General features: G+C 72.0%; 11 protein-coding genes. 4 read left to right on the top strand and 7 right to left on the bottom strand.

Going from position 1 to position 16,179, the window contains the following annotated elements; translation table 11 throughout:
- Positions 1-9 precede the first annotated feature (9 nt).
- Positions 10-450, bottom strand: a complete 441-nt coding sequence (locus J7I98_RS03130) for a roadblock/LC7 domain-containing protein (RefSeq protein WP_214916467.1) — start codon at positions 448-450, stop codon at positions 10-12.
- On the bottom strand, positions 447-3,218 hold the full coding sequence (locus J7I98_RS03125) for a nitrate- and nitrite sensing domain-containing protein (RefSeq protein WP_214916464.1): 2,772 nt from the start codon (positions 3,216-3,218) through the stop codon (positions 447-449). Before J7I98_RS03125 ends, J7I98_RS03130 begins: the two co-directional genes overlap by 4 nt.
- A 446-nt stretch (positions 3,219-3,664) precedes the next feature.
- On the opposite strand from J7I98_RS03125, the gene J7I98_RS03120 reads away from it, so the two are divergent.
- Positions 3,665-4,168 (top strand): hypothetical protein, encoded by a 504-nt coding sequence (locus J7I98_RS03120; RefSeq protein WP_214916461.1) that lies wholly within the window; start codon positions 3,665-3,667, stop codon positions 4,166-4,168.
- 184 nt (positions 4,169-4,352) lie between these two features.
- Here the strand turns inward: J7I98_RS03120 and J7I98_RS03115 are convergent, their stop codons facing one another.
- The 5 genes from J7I98_RS03115 to J7I98_RS03095 form a co-directional block, all read right to left on the bottom strand.
- Entirely contained in the window at positions 4,353-9,524 is a 5,172-nt protein-coding gene (locus tag J7I98_RS03115; RefSeq protein WP_214916458.1) for a hypothetical protein, read from the bottom strand.
- Positions 9,525-9,611: 87 nt separating this feature from the next.
- Complete coding sequence (locus J7I98_RS03110; RefSeq protein WP_214916455.1) at positions 9,612-10,532, bottom strand: hypothetical protein; 921 nt, start codon at positions 10,530-10,532, stop codon at positions 9,612-9,614.
- On the bottom strand, positions 10,529-10,834 hold the full coding sequence (locus J7I98_RS03105; protein WP_214916452.1) for a hypothetical protein: 306 nt from the start codon (positions 10,832-10,834) through the stop codon (positions 10,529-10,531). Before J7I98_RS03105 ends, J7I98_RS03110 begins: the two co-directional genes overlap by 4 nt.
- Positions 10,835-10,836: 2 nt before the next feature.
- On the bottom strand, positions 10,837-12,381 hold the full coding sequence (locus J7I98_RS03100; RefSeq protein WP_214916447.1) for a hypothetical protein: 1,545 nt from the start codon (positions 12,379-12,381) through the stop codon (positions 10,837-10,839).
- A gap of 57 nt (positions 12,382-12,438) precedes the next feature.
- Positions 12,439-13,152, bottom strand: a complete 714-nt coding sequence (locus J7I98_RS03095) for a GntR family transcriptional regulator (RefSeq protein ID WP_214916445.1) — start codon at positions 13,150-13,152, stop codon at positions 12,439-12,441.
- Positions 13,153-13,321: 169 nt separating this feature from the next.
- On the opposite strand from J7I98_RS03095, the gene J7I98_RS03090 reads away from it, so the two are divergent.
- From J7I98_RS03090 to J7I98_RS03080, 3 genes are read left to right on the top strand one after another with little or no spacing between them, the layout of a single operon-like run.
- Positions 13,322-14,599 carry an MFS transporter gene (locus tag J7I98_RS03090; RefSeq protein WP_214916431.1) on the top strand — a complete coding sequence of 426 codons (1,278 nt, stop codon included), beginning with the start codon at positions 13,322-13,324 and terminating at the stop codon, positions 14,597-14,599.
- Positions 14,596-15,384 carry a putative hydro-lyase gene (locus J7I98_RS03085; RefSeq protein WP_214916428.1) on the top strand — a complete coding sequence of 263 codons (789 nt, stop codon included), beginning with the start codon at positions 14,596-14,598 and terminating at the stop codon, positions 15,382-15,384. Before J7I98_RS03090 ends, J7I98_RS03085 begins: the two co-directional genes overlap by 4 nt.
- Positions 15,385-15,403: 19 nt before the next feature.
- Positions 15,404-16,168 (top strand): LamB/YcsF family protein, encoded by a 765-nt coding sequence (locus J7I98_RS03080; protein WP_214916415.1) that lies wholly within the window; start codon positions 15,404-15,406, stop codon positions 16,166-16,168.
- Positions 16,169-16,179: the final 11 nt, after the last annotated feature.

The following is a 16,179-nucleotide window of genomic DNA, read 5'->3' as shown; positions in this document are numbered from 1 at the left end:
GCCACCCACTCACCCTCCGGCGGGCAGACCGGAGCGTGGCGCGGTCGTCAGGTGGACCCCGACCCGCTTGACCATCAGCGTCATTTCGTACGCGACCTGGCCCACGTCGGAGTCGGAGTCCGACAGCACGGCCAGGCAGCTGCCGTCGCCCGCCGCGGTGACGAAGAGGAACGCGTCGTCCAGCTCCACCACGGTCTGCCGGACCCGGCCCGCCTCGAAGTGACGGCCGACGCCCTTGGCGAGGCTGTGGAAGCCGGAGGCGACGGCGGCGAGGTGTTCGCCGTCCTCGCGCGTCAGGTCCTTGGAGGCGCCGGTGGGGAGCCCGTCGCCGGAGAGCACCAGCGCCTTGCGGATGCTGCCGACGCGGTCGACGAGCTCGTCGAGGAGCCAGTTGAGCTCTCCGGAACCCCGGCTCGTGGCGTCGTGTGCTGCGGCGTTCGGTGCGGTCATCGACCGTCCCCCTCTGGTGTGGTTCCTGGTGCTGTCTCGCCCGGGCCCGGCTCGTCCTCGGCGTTCTGCCTGCGGCCGCGCTGCCAGCCGCGCTGGAGCGAGGCCATACGGCTGCGCACCTCCTCCGCGTCACGCTCGGCGTCCTGCTCGGTGCCGGGTGCGTCGTTCGCGGGTTCGGTGCGGCCCGAGGCGGCCTCGCGCAGTTGCGGCGCGAGATTGGCCTGGCGGACACGGCGGGGCAGGCCGCCCGGCGGGAGGCCGGGACCCTGGTCTGTGGGTGCCTGTTCCCGTGCGGGTGATCCGGGTGGTGCGGTGGGCGTGGTCGGTGTTGTCGGCGTGATCGGACTGGTTGGCGTGGTCGGTGTTGTCGGTGTTGCTGGCGTGGTGGGACTGGTCGGCCTGCTTGGCGTGCGCCTGGCGCCGCTGACGCGGCGGCCGTTGTCGGCGACGAGGGTCGGCATGGCCCGTGCCTTGCGGCGGGGCAGCGGGACCGCCTCGCCGGGGCGCGCGCTCTCGCCTGCCTCGGGCACCTGGTCGGATGCCTGCTGGTGCTGCTCGCGGGCGGAATCGCGGGCGCGGTCACGGGAGCGCTCGCGCGCCCGGAACAGGCCGCCGCGCTCGCTCTCCGTATCGTCGATGTCGCCGAGGCCGCCGAATCCGGGCCCTGTGCTGCCTACGCCGTCGAGCGAGGCCTCTTCGAGGCCCAGGGCGCCCAGCGGGGGCTCCAGTTCGACCGGGCCGTCCAGGACGGCCTGGGCGGCCAGTTCCACGGGGACGCGGGTGAGCGTCGTCAGCGTCGGGCGGCCCTCTCCGGGCCCGCCTGTGCCACCGGTGTGCTTACGGTCGAGCCGGAAGCCGGTGCCGTTGGTCTCCGGCGCGTCTGTGAGCAGCGTGGCGGGGATGAACACTACGGCGGTGGTCCCGCCGTACGGGGACTGCTGGAGCGAGACGCGGACGTTCTGGCGCTGGGCGAGCCGGCTGACCACGAACAGGCCGAGCCTGTCGGTGTCCGACAGCTCGAACTCGGGCGTCTCGGCGAGCCGCAGATTCGCGTCCAGCAAGGCTTCGGCGGTCATGCCGAGGCCACGGTCGTGGATTTCGAGGGTGAAGCCGTTTGCGACGCGTTCGCCGTGCACCTGGACCGCGGTGTGCGGCGGCGAGAACACCGTGGCGTTCTCCAGGAGTTCGGCGATCAGGTGCGTGAGGTCGGCGACGGCGGGGCCGCCGACGCCGATGCGTGCCAGGCGGCGTACCTCGATGCGCTCGTAGTCCTCGACCTCGGCGACGGCCGCTCGTACGACGTCCATGAGCTGGACGGGCTTGCGCCACTGCCGGGACGCCGAGGCGCCGGAGAGGATGACGAGTCCCTCGGCGTGGCGGCGCATGCGGGTGGTGAGGTGGTCGAGGCGGAAGAGGTCCGCGAGCTCGTCGGTGTCCTCGGTACGGCGCTCCATGGTGTCGAGGAGCGTGAGCTGGCGGTGGAGGAGGACCTGGTTGCGGCGGGCCAGGTTGACGAAGACCTCGGACACGCCGCGGCGCATGTCGGCCTGCTTGACGGCCGATTCGACGGCGGCGCGCTGGAGGGTGTTGAGGGCCTGGCCGACCTGGCCGATCTCGTTCTTGTCGTACTCCAGGCGCGGAGCCTCGGTCTCTATGTCGACGTGCTCGCCGGCGGCCAGCCTGCGCATGACGCTCGGCAGCCGGACGCCGGAGACCTCGTGGGCCTCCTTGCGCAGGCGGGAGAGGTCGCGGACGAGGCTGCGGCCGATCCGTACGGACAGGAACAGCGAGACGATCAGGGCGAGGAAGCCGAGCACACCGGCAAGGGCCGCTCTGACGAGGACGTCGAGGGCGACGGGCTCCACGCGGTCCTGGTAGCGGTTGCCCGCTTCGGTTCCCTCGCGGGCGAGGTGGTCGAGCACGGCGGTCGAGGCCTCGTCCCAGCTCTTGGCGGTGACGCCGCGCGGGCTCTTGGTGGGGCCCGCGTCGATCAGCCGTTCCTCGGCGGTGCGCAGGGGCTCGGTGGCCGGGCTGCGCCAGTATTCCGCGAAGGCGCGGCGCTCGGTGGCCGGCAGGACCTCCAGGTTGGAGTCGTAGAGCAGCTTGCGGTTCGCGACGAGGGCGGAGGCTTCACGCAGTTCGGGAGCGTTGAACTGGCGGGCGACAAGGCCGGACGCAATCAGGGCGTCCTCGCGGGAGAGCATCTCCCGCGCGCGGGTGATGCCGACAAGGGCGCGGCCCTGCTTGTCCATCTCCACGTCCTCAAGGGCGTGGAGGCTCATGAGGAAGGAGTAGCAGGGGTCGACGAGGCGGCTGTAGCGGTCGAGGGCCTGACGCCTGGTGACCGTGCTGTTCTCGACGGAACGGCGCAGGGTTTCGATGTCTTCGAAGGCTTCGAGAAGAGTGCCGAGGCGCTTCGCCGCCTGGGGGCGGATCTCGTCGCGCACTGCGGGTTCCTGCGCGTGCGCCTTGATCTTCGCGACGGATTCGTCGGTGGCCGCGCGCTGGCGGCGGAGGGCGGCGAGGGCGTCGGAGGCCCGCGGGTCCGCCAGGTAGATCAGCGTCTGGCGGCGCTCCTGCTGGATTACCCTGACCGTGTCCTCGATGGGATAGCCCACCTGCTCGACGATGTAGGCGACGTCCAGCAGTTGGTTGGCTTCGCGACCCGTGATCACGGTGGCGAATCCCCACAGCGACGTGAGGGACACGAGCGGCACCAGCAGCAACGCCACGATCTTCCGGCGGATTGACTTCCCGCGAAAGCGCATGGCCTCCCCCAGCTCGGACCCCGCCGGGGCGGGGTGGTCTTCCGTCAACTGTCAACAAACGGCGTGAGCCTACTACTGCCACTCCCGCAACTCGAAGAGACGTCCGGGCGATTTTCAGCCGTGCTGTGGTGAGTTGATCATGAGTTGTCCTGTAATTACGGGAGTTGACGGGCGCCGCTGTGGCGGAGGACACCTGCACAGTACGTCTGGGGCCGTACGGGGGGCAGATGGCTGGAATTCTCCGTTCCGCGGGAATCTTCGGCGCTGCCCGTTCGTCCTGTTGTACGGGGAGCGGGTTCCGCATGAGGGCGCACGTGCCACATTCGGCCCGGGGGAACGGCGTAAATAGGCTCAACACGGGCAGCCAATCGTCAAGGCGCGTCAAGACGGGGGATCCGCGCCCGAGTTGAGTGGTACGCCAGGCGGTGGTGGGGAGTGAAGGTTCGATGGACACGGAAGAACGCCGTACGGCGTCCGTAGCGCCAGTAGCGTTCGAGGGGTCCGAAGACGTCGAAGGCGTCGAGAAGCGGGCGGCGGGAACGGCCGGGGCGGGAGCTCAACGGCAGTTGTGGGTCGAGGAGCCTGCTGTACGGCCGCGGCTGCCGGATCCGGTGCGTACGGCCGCCGTTCGCGCGGTGATCATCACGTCCTTGACGATGATCCAGGCGATGGTGGCCTATCTGTGCACGCTCGCGGGGTCGTGGCTCGCCTTCCCGATGGTGCTGAGCAGTGTGGGCAGCACGGTGGTCGCCACGTGGGGCGTGCTGGACGTGTGGGTCACCCGCCAGGTGTGGAACCAGCGCAACGGCGTGGTGTCCGTGCCGAGCAGTACGGCGCGTCAACTGCGGCGTGAGCGGCGGCGGGCACGCCGGGCGGCCCGGAGGTCGGCGCGGATACGGCCACGCGACGAGCGGTCGCAGCGAAGTACGGGCAGGCTCTCCCAGGCGTGAGTCCGGGAGCGCCGTAAGTGCTGTGCCCGTGTTCGTTGCGTCGAATGCGCTGAGCGTGCTCGTCGCGGCGTATCCCTCTGTGCGTGGTCGTCGCGGCGTACGCGGCGTGCGTGCTCGTCGCGGCGTACGTGCTCGTCGCGGCGTACGCGTTGTCGCTTACGCGCTGTTGCGTACGCCGCGCTCGCTACTCGGCCTGTGCCGGTGTGCGCTTGAACATCCGCGTCGCCGTGATCTCGCCGTGCACCGTCTCGACGTCCGGGTCCTGCTGCGGCAGCCCCGGCCTCAGGTGCTCCTCCACGCTGATGTACTTCAGCCCCGCCCTGAGGTCGGCGTCGTTGCGCAGCCGGATGACCAGTGGGAACTCGGCGAGCGCCGTCGTGTCGAACAGCCCTGTCGTATAGAGCAGCTGGACACCGAGGGCGTCCGAGACCGCCCGCTGGAGCTCCAGCAGATACGTGGCGTTGGCGCGGCCGATGGGGTTGTCGAGGAACAGCGTGCCCGCGTGCCGGTGCTTGTCGCGGCCGCGGTCGTTGCTGCGCAGTGCCGCCATCGTGCAGTACAGCGCGATCGCGGCCGTCAGCAGCTGGCCGCCCGAGAAGACGTCGCCCATCTGGCCGACCGGCACTCGCTCGGCGCGCAGCACGGCGTCCGGCTTCAGGATCTCGACCGAGATGCCCTTCGGCTCGAGCGCGGCCTGAACACCGCGCAGGAGCAGGGACATTCCGTCCCTGCGCAGGTCGGAGTTCTTCTTGACGGCGGCTCTCGTCGCTTCGTCGATGACCTCGCCGAGCCGCTCGACGAGCGTCGCCTGGTCGGGCTCCTCGAACCGGATCCGCAGGAATTCCTGGCCGGACCACTCGCCGAGCCCTCCCGGCAGCTGGGAGAGCCGCTGGGCCGAACGCAGCGTGGTCAGGGCCGACTCGACGAGGCCCCTCAGTCGGTCGACGATGCTGTCGCGGTTGCGCTCCAGCTGCGCCAGCTCGTCGGTCAGTACGCGCAGCCGGGGCGCGAACGCCGCCGCCCAGGCCGCGGCGTGCTCCGGCAGTGCGGCGGCCGGCAGCTCGCGGATCTGCTGGCGCGCGGGGGTGCGGACCTGCTCGTATCGCGTTGCATTGGCATGCCGTACGAGCACGTCGCTCGCCTCGCGCACCGATGCCTCGGCGGCGGACAGGTCGGCCGCGCAGCCGCGCAGTGAGCGGCGGGATTCGGCGGCCGACTGCCGGGCGTCCTCCAGGGTGCCCGGGTACGGCTCGGGGGCGTCGGCTTCCTCGTCCGCATGCTGGTGGTCCCTGAGCAGGTCGCGCAGCAGCGCCGCCGTCTCGTCGAAGCCGCCCGCGGAGTCCTCGGCCGTGCGGTGCGCCCGCAGCAGCTCGGCGTGGGCCGCGCGGGCCGACTCCAGGGCGTCGGTGCGGGAGGCGAGTTCGGAGGTGGCGGTGCGGAGCAGGGTCTGCGCTTGCTCCGCGTCGGCGGGCACGAGCTCCTCCGGGAGCTCGGTGTGCGCCGTGCCGTCCTCCGGGGCGAGGCGCTCGGCCTCTCCTCGCAGTCGGCCGAGCTGCTCGCTCGCGGTGGACGCCCTCGATTCCAGCAGCTGTACGAGGGATTCGGCGCGGGCTGCCGCTGCCTGACGGGACGGGCCGTCGGCGCCGTCCGTGCCTTCCAGCATCTGGGCGGCCCTGGTGCGGACCTTGTTGGTGAGCCGGTTGAGCTCGGCGAGGGCGGCGCTCTCGTCGCTCTCGGCTCTGGCCTGCTCGGCGCGCAGGTCGGCACCTACGCCGACCTTTTCGTACAGCTGGGACGCGGCTCGGTAGGCCTCCCGGAGCGTGGGCAGCGCGACGCGCGGAGCTTCCGGGTCCGGCTCCGGCAGCGTTTCGGGCGCGCCGGCGATCTCGGCCCGCTCGGCGCGCAGGGTGCGCGCGGTCCTGTGGGCATCGTCGGCGGCGCGCTGAGCGGCGCGGCGGTCCTCGTCGGCGGCCCTGGCGCGCTCCAGGCACACCGTGGCTCGTGCCTCCGACTCGGCGGCCTCGTCGGCCAGTTCACGCACCTTGATCTGCCATCCTGCGCGTTCTCGCAGGCGGTGGGCGAGGCCGGCGAGGGCGTCGGCGACGCGGCGGGCGCGCTGGGTGGCGTCCTGGCGCTCGTCCCGGACGCGGGCGGCGTCCGCGGCGGACTCGTCGGCCTCGGCGCGTGCCGTACGGGCCTCGGCGAGCACCGCTTCGGCGGCCTCGGCCGCTTCGCCGGCGGCCCGGGCTGTCTCCGCCAGCTCGGCGAGCATCCCGGGCGGGCAGTCCGCACGCCAGGAGCCGAGGCGCGCGGCGAGCGTACGGTCGCCGGACAGCCGGGCCGCGAGCCTGCGGATCTCCTCGTCGCGGGCGGCCGCGCGGCACCTGAGCGCCTGGCGCTCTTCGTCGGCGGCGTGCTCGTCGTGCATGGCCGGGTTCGGCGGTACGAGAAAGACGTCGCCGAGGTCGGAGGGGCCGGCGCCGGGCGCCGGTACGGGCGCGAGCAGCGCGGCGGCGGTGCCGACAGCGACGGCGGAGCGGGGCAACAGTGCGGCACCTGAGAGGGCTTCGCGGGCCCGGACGTGCGCGTCGGGGTCGGTGATGACGACGCCGTCGACCAGCTCCGGCCGTGCGGCGAGCACGGCGGCGTGGTCGGCCGGGTCGACGGCCTGCGCGAGGTAGCGCCAGCCGGGCAGGGCGGGGATGCCGTGCTCGCCGAGAAACTCGACGGTGGCAAGGACGTCGGGGCCCGGGGGCAGGAGGCCGCCGTCGCCGAGCGCCCCGAGGATCCGGGCGTCGTCGGCGGCGGCGGTACGCAGCTCGAAGAGCTGCCGCTCGGCGGAGGTGACGCCCTGGTCGAGGAGTACGAGGAGGTCCTCGGCGTTACGGTCCAACTCCTCGACGGTGAGAGGGCCTTCGGCCGCGCGCCGGGGCGTGCGGCCGGCGTGCGGGGCGCTTGCTTGGGCTGCGGAAGCGGCTGCGGCTGCGGCTGCGGCTGCGGCTGCGGCCTCATGGTCGGGGGCACCCGGCGCGGCACCGAGTGCGGCTGGGGCACCGTCCGGCCCGGTGCCCGGGCCGTGCGGGCCGCCTACCTTCCCGGCGGTAGCCGGTGCCGTACCGGGGTCACCGGTCCGTCCGGTAGCGGTTCCGGTGCTCAGTGCCGTGTCGGCTGCGGTGCCATCGGTGTGCCCGTCGGCCCTCGGCTCCGTCGTTGCCTGGCCGCCTGCGGTGCCCGCGCCATCAGAGGCGGGGCCTTCAGGTGCAGTACCCGCGGTCGCGCTCGGCCCCTCCGGGACCGCGTTCTGGGTGCGCGGCGTACCGGCGTCTGCTTCAGGCGACCGGCCTACAACCGCACTTGGGCTGTTGGCGGCGGAGTCGGTGCCTGTCTCGTCGCCGACGGCGGCGTGCACGCTCCGGCGCGGCGGGCTCGCGTCGGCGCCGACTGCTCGCTTGGCCGCGCCGCCGTCCGTGCCGCGCCGGGGGTGCGGCACACCCGACGTCGCGGACGGTGCCGACGGGAGACCGAGCAGCTCCGCCAGTCGTTCCTCCGCGGCGATCGACTCGGCCTCGCGGCGCTCCGCCTCGTACACGTGCTCTGCGGCCCGTGCGGCGTCCGCCGCCCGCGCCGCCGCCAGTTCCGCGCGGCTCTCCGCACCGGCGGCTTCCCTCGCGCGGTCGCCCGTCGCCCGGGCGGCTTCCCGCGCCGCGTCCCAGGCTGCGACCGCCGTCTTCTCCGCGTCGGTCGCGGCCAGCGCCGCCCTTGCCGGGTCGGCGTCGGGGGCAGTGTCGTCGAGCCAGCCTGCCCGTACCGCCTCCGCCGTCTCCTGTTCGACCTCGGCGAGGCGCTGACGCAGGTGTCCCGCCTCGCTCCGGGCGCGCTGGGCCTGGGTCGCGGCTGTCGTGGCGTCGCGGTGCGCCGCCTCGCCGGCCTCCTGGAGAGCGGCGGAGCGCTCTTCCTCCTCGCCCGCGACGCACTCGCCGTCCTCGGCGGCGGACTGCAGCGCCCGTACGAGCTCAGCCGCGGCCGTGGCGCGGGCGGCCAGCGCCGGGGCTGCGTCCCGCTCCGCCTCGCGGATGGCGACGGCCACGCGCGCGGAGCGGTCGGCGGCGGCACGGTGGCGCAGTACGACTTCGGCGGCCTGCCAGGCGGCGTGCAGCGTACGGGCGTCGGCCAGCTCGCGGCGCTGTGCGCCCGCCGCCTTCTCGGCGGCGGTGAGGGCCAGCGAAGCGTGCCGGTAGGCGAGTTCGCTGGCGATGAGGGAGCTTCGGCTGCGCGCTTGCTCGGCCTCGGTGACGGTGTGCGCCGTGGCCGTGACCTGCTGGGCGAGCTCGGCGGTGCGGCCGCGCTCCTCGGCGGCGCGCGCGGAGAGCCTGCGGGCGAGCGTACGGGTCCTGCGCTCGGCGCCCGCGTGGATGTCGCGGGCGCGCAGCCGGGTCTCGGCGGCGTCGACGATGCGGCCGAGGAGGTCGACGGAGCCCGCCGTGAAGTCCCGCTCGGCGGTGAGTTCGGCCCGGCGGCCGAGCTTGTTGCCGAAGCCGTGGACGAGGTCGGCGAGGCCGTCGGTGTCCCGGGTATCGGTGACGGCGCGCAGCAGCAGATCGGTGAAGTCGGAGTCCTTCTTGACCGCGAAGAGGCCAGCCGCCTCGCCCTCGTCCGCGTTCATCTCCCGCTGGTAGCGGAAGAGTTCGGGGTCGAGGCCCAGGTCGCCGAGGTGTTCGTTCCAGCGGTCGTGGATCTCTTCCCAGTGGATGTCCAGGTGCGGATACACCTTGCCCGCGTCGGTGATCGCGTCGCGGAAGCCCTTCATCGTGCGGCGGCGGCCCTGCGCGCCCGACGCGCCCTCGGCGGAGGGGCGGACGGCGGTGGACTCGGCGACCGGCAGCGAGTCGAGGCTGAGGCCGGGCCCGGGGCGGAAGGAGTACCAGGCCTCGGCAAACTTCCTCGGGTCGTTGGAGACCTGCCGGCCGCGCCACTCGCTGACCTTGCCGACCACCACGCACTCGCCGGTGAGCGTGTGCTGCCATTCCAGCGCGACATGGCCGCAGTCGTCCGCGAGCAGGAACTTGCGCAGTACGCCGGAACTGGCGCCGCCGAGTGTGTTGCGGTGGCCCGGCAGCATCACCGAGAAGATCAGCTTGAGGAGGACGGACTTGCCGCCGCCGTTTTCCAGGAAGAGGACGCCGGCGGGCGCGGGCCTGCGCGGCGGACCGACCGGCTCCTCCTCGAAGAACTCCGCCTGAGTGGGGGCGGGGTTGGGCACGGGCTCGCCGACTCCGCGCAGGTCGAGCACGGTGTCGGCGTAGCGCGCACCGGCAGGCCCGATGGAGTAGAGGCGGACCCGGGACAACTCGTACATGGCGGCGGACTCTCGTCGTAAGTCGTGAAGCGGCAGGTGTTCGGCGGCGCTGGGGGCGGTTTGGGGGGGGACCCTGGGGGGCCGGGCTCAGGCGTGGAAGGGCAGGCCCGCGTCGGCGGCCAGTTCGAGGTCGTCGGCGTCGGAGGGCGGCACGAGGGTCGCGCTGCCGTCGGTCACGGGCACGACGCCCAGTTCCAGCAGCTCGGCCATAGCGGCGCTGCCCGCCATGTCGCGGACCTGGAGCTGGTAGCGGGCGGTGGTGCGGTACGCCCCTCCCGCGTCGTCGCCCGTCCGCTGGAGGAAGCCGGAGTCGGTGAGGAAGGCGACGGCCTTGCCGACGATGCCGGTCGTGGAACCGGCCAGCCGTCGCGCGTCCTTGGTGGCGCCGGTCGCACTGCGTCGGGCGTAGACCCGCCAGGCGGCTTCGAGGCCGGGGGCCTCGGTGGCCGGGTCGGTGTTCTCGCCCTGTTCGTCGGCGCGCTCTTCCAGGCGGCGGCAGGCCTGGCGCACGAAGGCGTCGACGCCGTTGACCGTGATGCGGCCGATGTAGCCGTCGTCGGCAAGGTCTTCGGGGCGGGGGAAGGCCAGTGCGGCGACGGCGAGGTGCGCGAGGCCGTGCAGGAAGCGGTCGGCGGAGTCGGCGGAAGCGCGGCGGGCGTAGTCGCCCATGCGTACGGCGAAGACGGAGTCCTCGTCGGCGGAGACGGCCATGCCGGCGCGCGTCGAGACTTCGAGCACGACCAGTCCCAGCCCGGTCGCGACGGCGTCGGCGAGGCGGGCGAAGGCGGGCTCTTCGCGGTAGCGGCGGAGGAGGTCGGCGTACTCGAGGTCGCGGGCGGGGAGCAGCTTGGGCTGCAGCCCGAAGGACACGAGGCGGGCGGCGTCGGCCGCGTCGGCGGGTGTGACGGCGCCGCTCCCGGCGGGCGCGGGCACCCCGGCCGGTTCGGCTGCCTCGCCACCGCCCTGCTCGCTCCACGCGTCGGCGTGCTCTGCGTGGTGGTCGCTCACGGCTGCTGCTCCTCGATACGGATCTTCTCGGGTACGGATGCGATGGCGGGGCCTGGGGCGGCCGGGAGTGGGCTGATCAGCGGGCGGTCGCCCCTTGCGTGATCCGGCCCCAGCTCCGGCCTCCCGGCGCGAGGCGTCGGCATTGGCGTCGTGCCGGGCCGTGTGCGGCGAACTGCCGAGAGGGGCGACCCGAAGTTACGGCGGGCCGATGTCAGTTTCGCGCCCGCCTGCCCGTCCCGTCCCGCACTGGCTGTCCAGGAGGCGGGGCTCCTCAGGAGCCCGGTGATGGTGCTCGTACGCATGCCTATGCCGCCTCCGTCCGGTCCGCTGCCATCCCGGCCGCGTTCAGCAGCGCCATCCCCACGATCAGGTCGGCCCCGCCGAACTCCGGGTCGTCGAGTTCGGTCCCGTCGTCCACGGCGAAGAGCAGCCGCTCCTCGCCCTGCCGGTAGGCGGTGCCGACCGGCGGGCTTGCCGCGTGGACGGCCAGCAGCGCGACGAGGTAGGGGAGCTCGGGGTCACGGAGGCGGGCGTCGGCCAGCAGGCCGGAGAGCCTGCGTGGTGCGTCGGGGGGCAGGTCGAGCAGCTCCATCGCACTCGCCAGCTGCTCCTCGCTGAACCGGCTGTCGTCGGGTGTGGCGATCAGATCCGGTTCCGGCATTTCGGCGCCCAGGTGCTCCCGCTCCACCGGCGGCGTCAGCAGTATGTCGATCAGATCCCCGACGCGTACGGATACGGGGGTGCGCAGGCCGGTGCCCCTCGCGAAGAACGCGTCGGTGACCCGGATGGCCTGCTCGACCGGGAGCGGCAGCAGTGGGGCGACCAGCTGGCCGTACAGGTCGAGTCCCGCCTCCGCGGTGGGCGTGGCGAAGGCCTGGCGGTCCTGTTCCGCGCGGAACAGCGGTCCGGCTTCCAGGAGCCGCGACTGCAGCTGCGTGTGCCGGCGGATGCAGTCCTTCACGATGTCGACGAGCTCGGCAGCGCGCCGCTTGTGCTCGCCTGTCTTTGGATCAAAACCAGTCTCGGCCTCGTCGCGCGCCTTGCGGATGTTCGTGAGGATCGCGTTCTCGTGGCGGTAGCGGTCGGCGACGTGGTCGAGCGCCTCGGCGATCATGTCGGGCACGGCATTGAGCCAGTCGACGGCCCGCACATTGCGCCGGGTGGCCTCCAGCGTCCTGCGGAGCGTCTCGGCGTACTGCACGGTCCGGTAGCGCGCCTGCTCGGCGGCGAGCTGGGCGTCGGCGAGCCTGCCGCGGCTGATCAGGACTTCGAGCTTCACCTCGGCGGCGATCTGTGCGCTGGTGACGTCCGTGTCCAGGGCTCCGACCAGGACGTTGACCGCTTCGTCGGTGGTCCGCAGATAGACGCTGCCGCCGTATCCGGGGACCTCCTCGATGAGCTTGAAGTCGTAGTCCCTGCGCACATAGGCACCGTCGGGGCCGAAGGTGCCGTAGACGGCGCGGAAGCCGCGGTCCACGCTTCCGACGTTGACCAGGTTCTCCAGGACCCAGCGCGCGACCCGCTCGTGCTCCGCGAGCGGGCGCTCCGGGGCCTGGGCGGCGACCCGGGGGAGCAGCCTGGCCACTATCTGCTCGTGGTCGGCGCCCGTGTCGAAGTCCATGTTGAGCGTGACGAGGTCGATCGCGGCCAGCGCGACTTCCGCCATCGCGTAGACCGAGTACTCACCGGCCAGATTCGCCTTGCGTACGTCGAGATCGTGCAGCGGCGCCGTGCAGGCGAGCGCGCGAAGCCGCCGCGCGAGCCCCTCGTCGGCGGCCGGGCCCTGTGCGGGGCGCGGCCCCGCGCTGAGCTGGGGCGGAACGAATTCCGTCGATGCAGGCGAAGTCACGTGGCACAGATTAGGTCCTCGCACCGACAACGGTCGAAACAGCGCAGAAGCGACCCCTCAAGACCCCCAGCTCCCGGCGGCGATGTGGCGTGCGTACACCTCGACGAGCTGGGTGCGGGAGTCGTCGAGATAGCCCGCGAGCAGCTGCTCGGCGGCCGCGCTGTCGCCTGCCCGCAGACATTCCAGAATCTCCCGGTTTCGTACGAGATAAGGCTCGTGCAGGCGGCGCGGATCGGCCACCACATGGAAGGCGAGGCGCAGTTCGGCGAGGACGCTGCGCATCAGCTCGTCGGTGCGCGGGCTCGCGGCGAGGGCGACGAGTTCGCGGTGGAAGTGGATGTTGGCCGTGGACACGCCCTTCCAGTCCCGGTTGCCGGCCGCCCGTTCGCCGTCGGTGACGGCCTTGTCGAGGCCGGCGACGGCGAACGGCGGCGCGCCCAGACCGCGGACGACCGCGCACTCGACGAGGCGCCGGATGCGGTAAATGTCCTCGACGTCCTCGACGGCGAGGACCCGTACGAAGACCCCGCGGTTGAGCTCGTGCACGAGGAGCTGCTCGTGGGTCAGCAGCCGGAACGCCTCGCGCAGCGTGTTGCGCGAGACACCGAGCGCTTTGCCGATGCTCTCCTCCGAGAGCCGCTCCCCGGGAGGGAAGTAGCCCTCCGCGATACGGGTGCGGAGGATGTCCGCGACGCGCTCCGCTGTGCTGGTGCGGCCCAGCAGCGGGCGGTCGTCGGCCAGCCCGCCGGCCTCGGGCTCCGTCGTCCTCACAGCACTCTCTCCCTCACGTCTGCCGCATCGGCTGCTCCCACCGGCGCGCGGTCTTCATCGTAGAAGCAAGAAACGACCCGACATGACTCTTGTCGGATCGTTCAACAATCCCCTACGTTGTCGTCACCGCACGGTCTCCAGCACTCTCCTCCCCCTCTGCGAGGTGCAGATGAGTACCACCCAGGCACAGACGAAGCAGGACGAACTCCACGACGACACGGGCGCGTTCGCCTGGCTGCGCGCCCTCGGGCCGCGCGGCAGGCGCGCGTTCGGGGGCGCGTTCGGCGGATACGCCCTCGACTCCTACGACTTCTTCACGCTGCCGCTGAGCATGGTCGCGATCTCCGCGTACTTCAGTCTCAGCACCGGCCAGACCGGCCTGCTCACCACCGTCACGCTGGTCGTTTCCGCCATTGGCGGTGCCGTCGCCGGGATCGCCGCCGACCGAATCGGCCGGGTGAAGGCGCTGATGATCACCGTGGTCACGTATGCGCTTTTCACCGTCCTGTGCGGTTTCGCCCCGAACTACGAAACTCTGCTGGTGTTCCGCGCGCTCCAGGGCCTCGGCTTCGGCGGCGAGTGGGCGGTCGGCGCGATCCTGGTCGCCGAGTACGCCTCCGCCAAGCACCGCGGCCGTACGCTCGGCGCCATCCAGAGCTCCTGGGCGATCGGCTGGGCGCTCGCGGTCATCGTCTACACGGTGGTCTTCCAGTACGTCGACCCGGACACGGCCTGGCGCGTGATGTTCTGGACCGGCGCCCTTCCCGCACTCCTCGTGATCTATGTACGGCGCCATGTCAGCGACGCACCGGAGGCGACAGAGCGGCGTCTGGCGAGCAGCAACAAGGGGTCCTTCACCGCGATTTTCAAGAAGGACCTGTTGCGCACCACGCTCTTCGGTGTGCTGCTCTCGACCGGCGTACAGGGCGGCTACTACACGCTCGCCACCTGGGTACCCACCTATCTCAAGACAGAGCGGGGTCTTACCGTCGTCGGCACAGGCGGCTATCTGACGTTCCTCATCTCCGGCGCCTTCATCGGCTACCTGACCGGCGGCTATCTCACCGACAAACTGGGCCGCAAGAAGAACATCGCGCTGTTCGCCTTCCTCTCCGCCGGGTGCATCCTCGCCTACACGAACATCCCGTCCGGGGCGAACAGTGTGGTGCTGGTCCTCGGCTTCCCGCTCGGCTTCTGCATGTCGGCCATCTTCAGCGGCTTCGGCTCGTTCCTCAGCGAGCTCTACCCGACAGCGGTACGCGGCACAGGTCAGGGGTTCACGTACAACACGGGCCGTGCTGTGGGCGCTTTCTTCCCGACGCTGGTCGGGTTCCTGGCCGGCAGCTGGGGAGTCGGGGGCGCGCTGATCTTCGGCGCTGTCGGCTACGGGCTCGCCGTCCTGGCCCTGTTCGGGCTGCCCGAGACCCGCGGAAGGGAGCTCCTGTGAGTGCGACGGCCACCACCAGGGCCCCCGCCGAGGCCCGCGCCCGGTTCCGTACCGGCATCAGGGCGAACACCGCCGGGTGGGCCCCCGGCCACGCACAGGCGAACCTCATCTCGGTGCCTGCCGACTGGGCGTACGAAGTGCTGCTCTTCTGCCAGCGCAATCCGAAGCCCTGTCCGGTCCTCGACGTCACGGATACCGGATCCTGGACCACACCGCTGGCGCCGGGCGCCGACCTGCGGACCGATCTTCCCGGCTACCGGGTCTGGAAACACGGCGAACTCGTCGACGAACCGGCCGAAGTCACCGGCGACTGGCGCGACGACCTGGTGTCGTTCCTCATCGGCTGCAGCTTCACCTTCGAGACGGCCCTGTCCGAGGCCGGCGTGCCGATGCGCCACATCGAGCAGGGCCGCAATGTCGCGATGTACACAACGAGCCGCCCCTGCCGCCCTGCTGGGCGGCTGCACGGCCCGATGGTGGTGTCGATGCGGCCCGTCCCTCCGCAACTGCTCTCCACGGCGATCCGGGAGAGTGCCCTGCTGCCCGACGTGCACGGCAGCCCCGTGCACTGCGGTGATCCGGCCGGGCTCGGCATCACGGATCTCGGGCAACCGGATTTCGGCGATCCGGTGGACGCTCTGCCCGGGGACATTCCGGTCTTCTGGGCCTGCGGAGTGACTCTGCAGGCCGCTGTAATGTCCTCGCGCCCGCCCTTCGCGATCACCCACGCGCCGGGCCAGATGTTCATCACCGACGCCCGCGACGAGCAGTACCGCGTGGCCTGACCGGAAGACGGATCCGTACATGACCTGGGCTTCGATCGACCTCAATGCCGACCTCGGAGAGGGATTCGGACGCTGGCGGCTGACCGACGACGAGCAGTTGCTGTCCGTCGTCACCAGCGCCAATGTCGCCTGCGGCTTCCACGCCGGCGACGCCGCCACCATGCGGCGGGTCTGCGACCTCGCGGCCGAGCACGGGGTACGCATCGGTGCCCAGGTTTCGTACCGCGACCTGGCCGGTTTCGGCCGACGCTCGATGGACGTCCCTTCGGACGAACTCACCGCCGAAATCGCCTACCAGATAGGGGCGCTGGAAGTGTTCGCACGGGCGGCAGGGGCGCCCGTTTCGTACGTCAAGCCCCACGGTGCGCTCTACAACCGCGTGGTTCACGACGAAGAGCAGGCCACTGCTGTCATCTCCGGTGTGCTGCTCGCGGGCGGGTCGCTGCCCGTCCTCGGGCTGCCGGGTTCGCGGCTGCTCGACATCGCGGACAAGGCCGGACTGCCCGTCGTCCCCGAGGCGTTCGCGGACCGTGCGTACACGGCGGAAGGGACGCTCGTACCGCGCGGACAGGACGGCGCCGTTGTCACCGATCCGGGGGCGGTCGTCGAGCGCTCGGTCTCCATGGCCCGCTTCGGTGTGGTCACCTCGCACTGCGGGCAGCCCGTCGGCGTCCGCGCCCGGTCGCTGTGCCTGCACGGGGACACGCCGGGCGCTGTCGGCCTCGCCCGGCGCGTACGGAGCCGTCTGGAGGACGCGGGCGTACGGGTGGAGGCCTTCGCATGACCGCTGCCACA

The sequence above is a fragment of the Streptomyces sp. ISL-98 genome, assembly GCF_018614055.1.
Lineage (GTDB): Bacteria > Actinomycetota > Actinomycetes > Streptomycetales > Streptomycetaceae > Streptomyces > Streptomyces spiramyceticus.
Note: the sequence above shows the minus strand (reverse complement) of the source record. Positions and strands in the feature narration are given on the sequence as shown.

Bases quoted from the DNA above. Each gene is read 5' to 3' on its own strand.
- J7I98_RS03115 (WP_214916458.1), bottom strand. From the start codon at position 9,524: ATGTACGAGTTGTCCCGGGTCCGCCTCTACTCCATCGGGCCTGCCGGT.
- J7I98_RS03130 (WP_214916467.1), bottom strand. From the start codon at position 450: ATGACCGCACCGAACGCCGCAGCACACGACGCCACGAGCCGGGGTTCC.
- J7I98_RS03090 (WP_214916431.1), top strand. From the start codon at position 13,322: ATGAGTACCACCCAGGCACAGACGAAGCAGGACGAACTCCACGACGAC.
- J7I98_RS03080 (WP_214916415.1), top strand. From the start codon at position 15,404: ATGACCTGGGCTTCGATCGACCTCAATGCCGACCTCGGAGAGGGATTC.
- J7I98_RS03120 (WP_214916461.1), top strand. From the start codon at position 3,665: ATGGACACGGAAGAACGCCGTACGGCGTCCGTAGCGCCAGTAGCGTTC.
- J7I98_RS03105 (WP_214916452.1), bottom strand. From the start codon at position 10,834: ATGCGTACGAGCACCATCACCGGGCTCCTGAGGAGCCCCGCCTCCTGG.
- J7I98_RS03125 (WP_214916464.1), bottom strand. From the start codon at position 3,218: ATGCGCTTTCGCGGGAAGTCAATCCGCCGGAAGATCGTGGCGTTGCTG.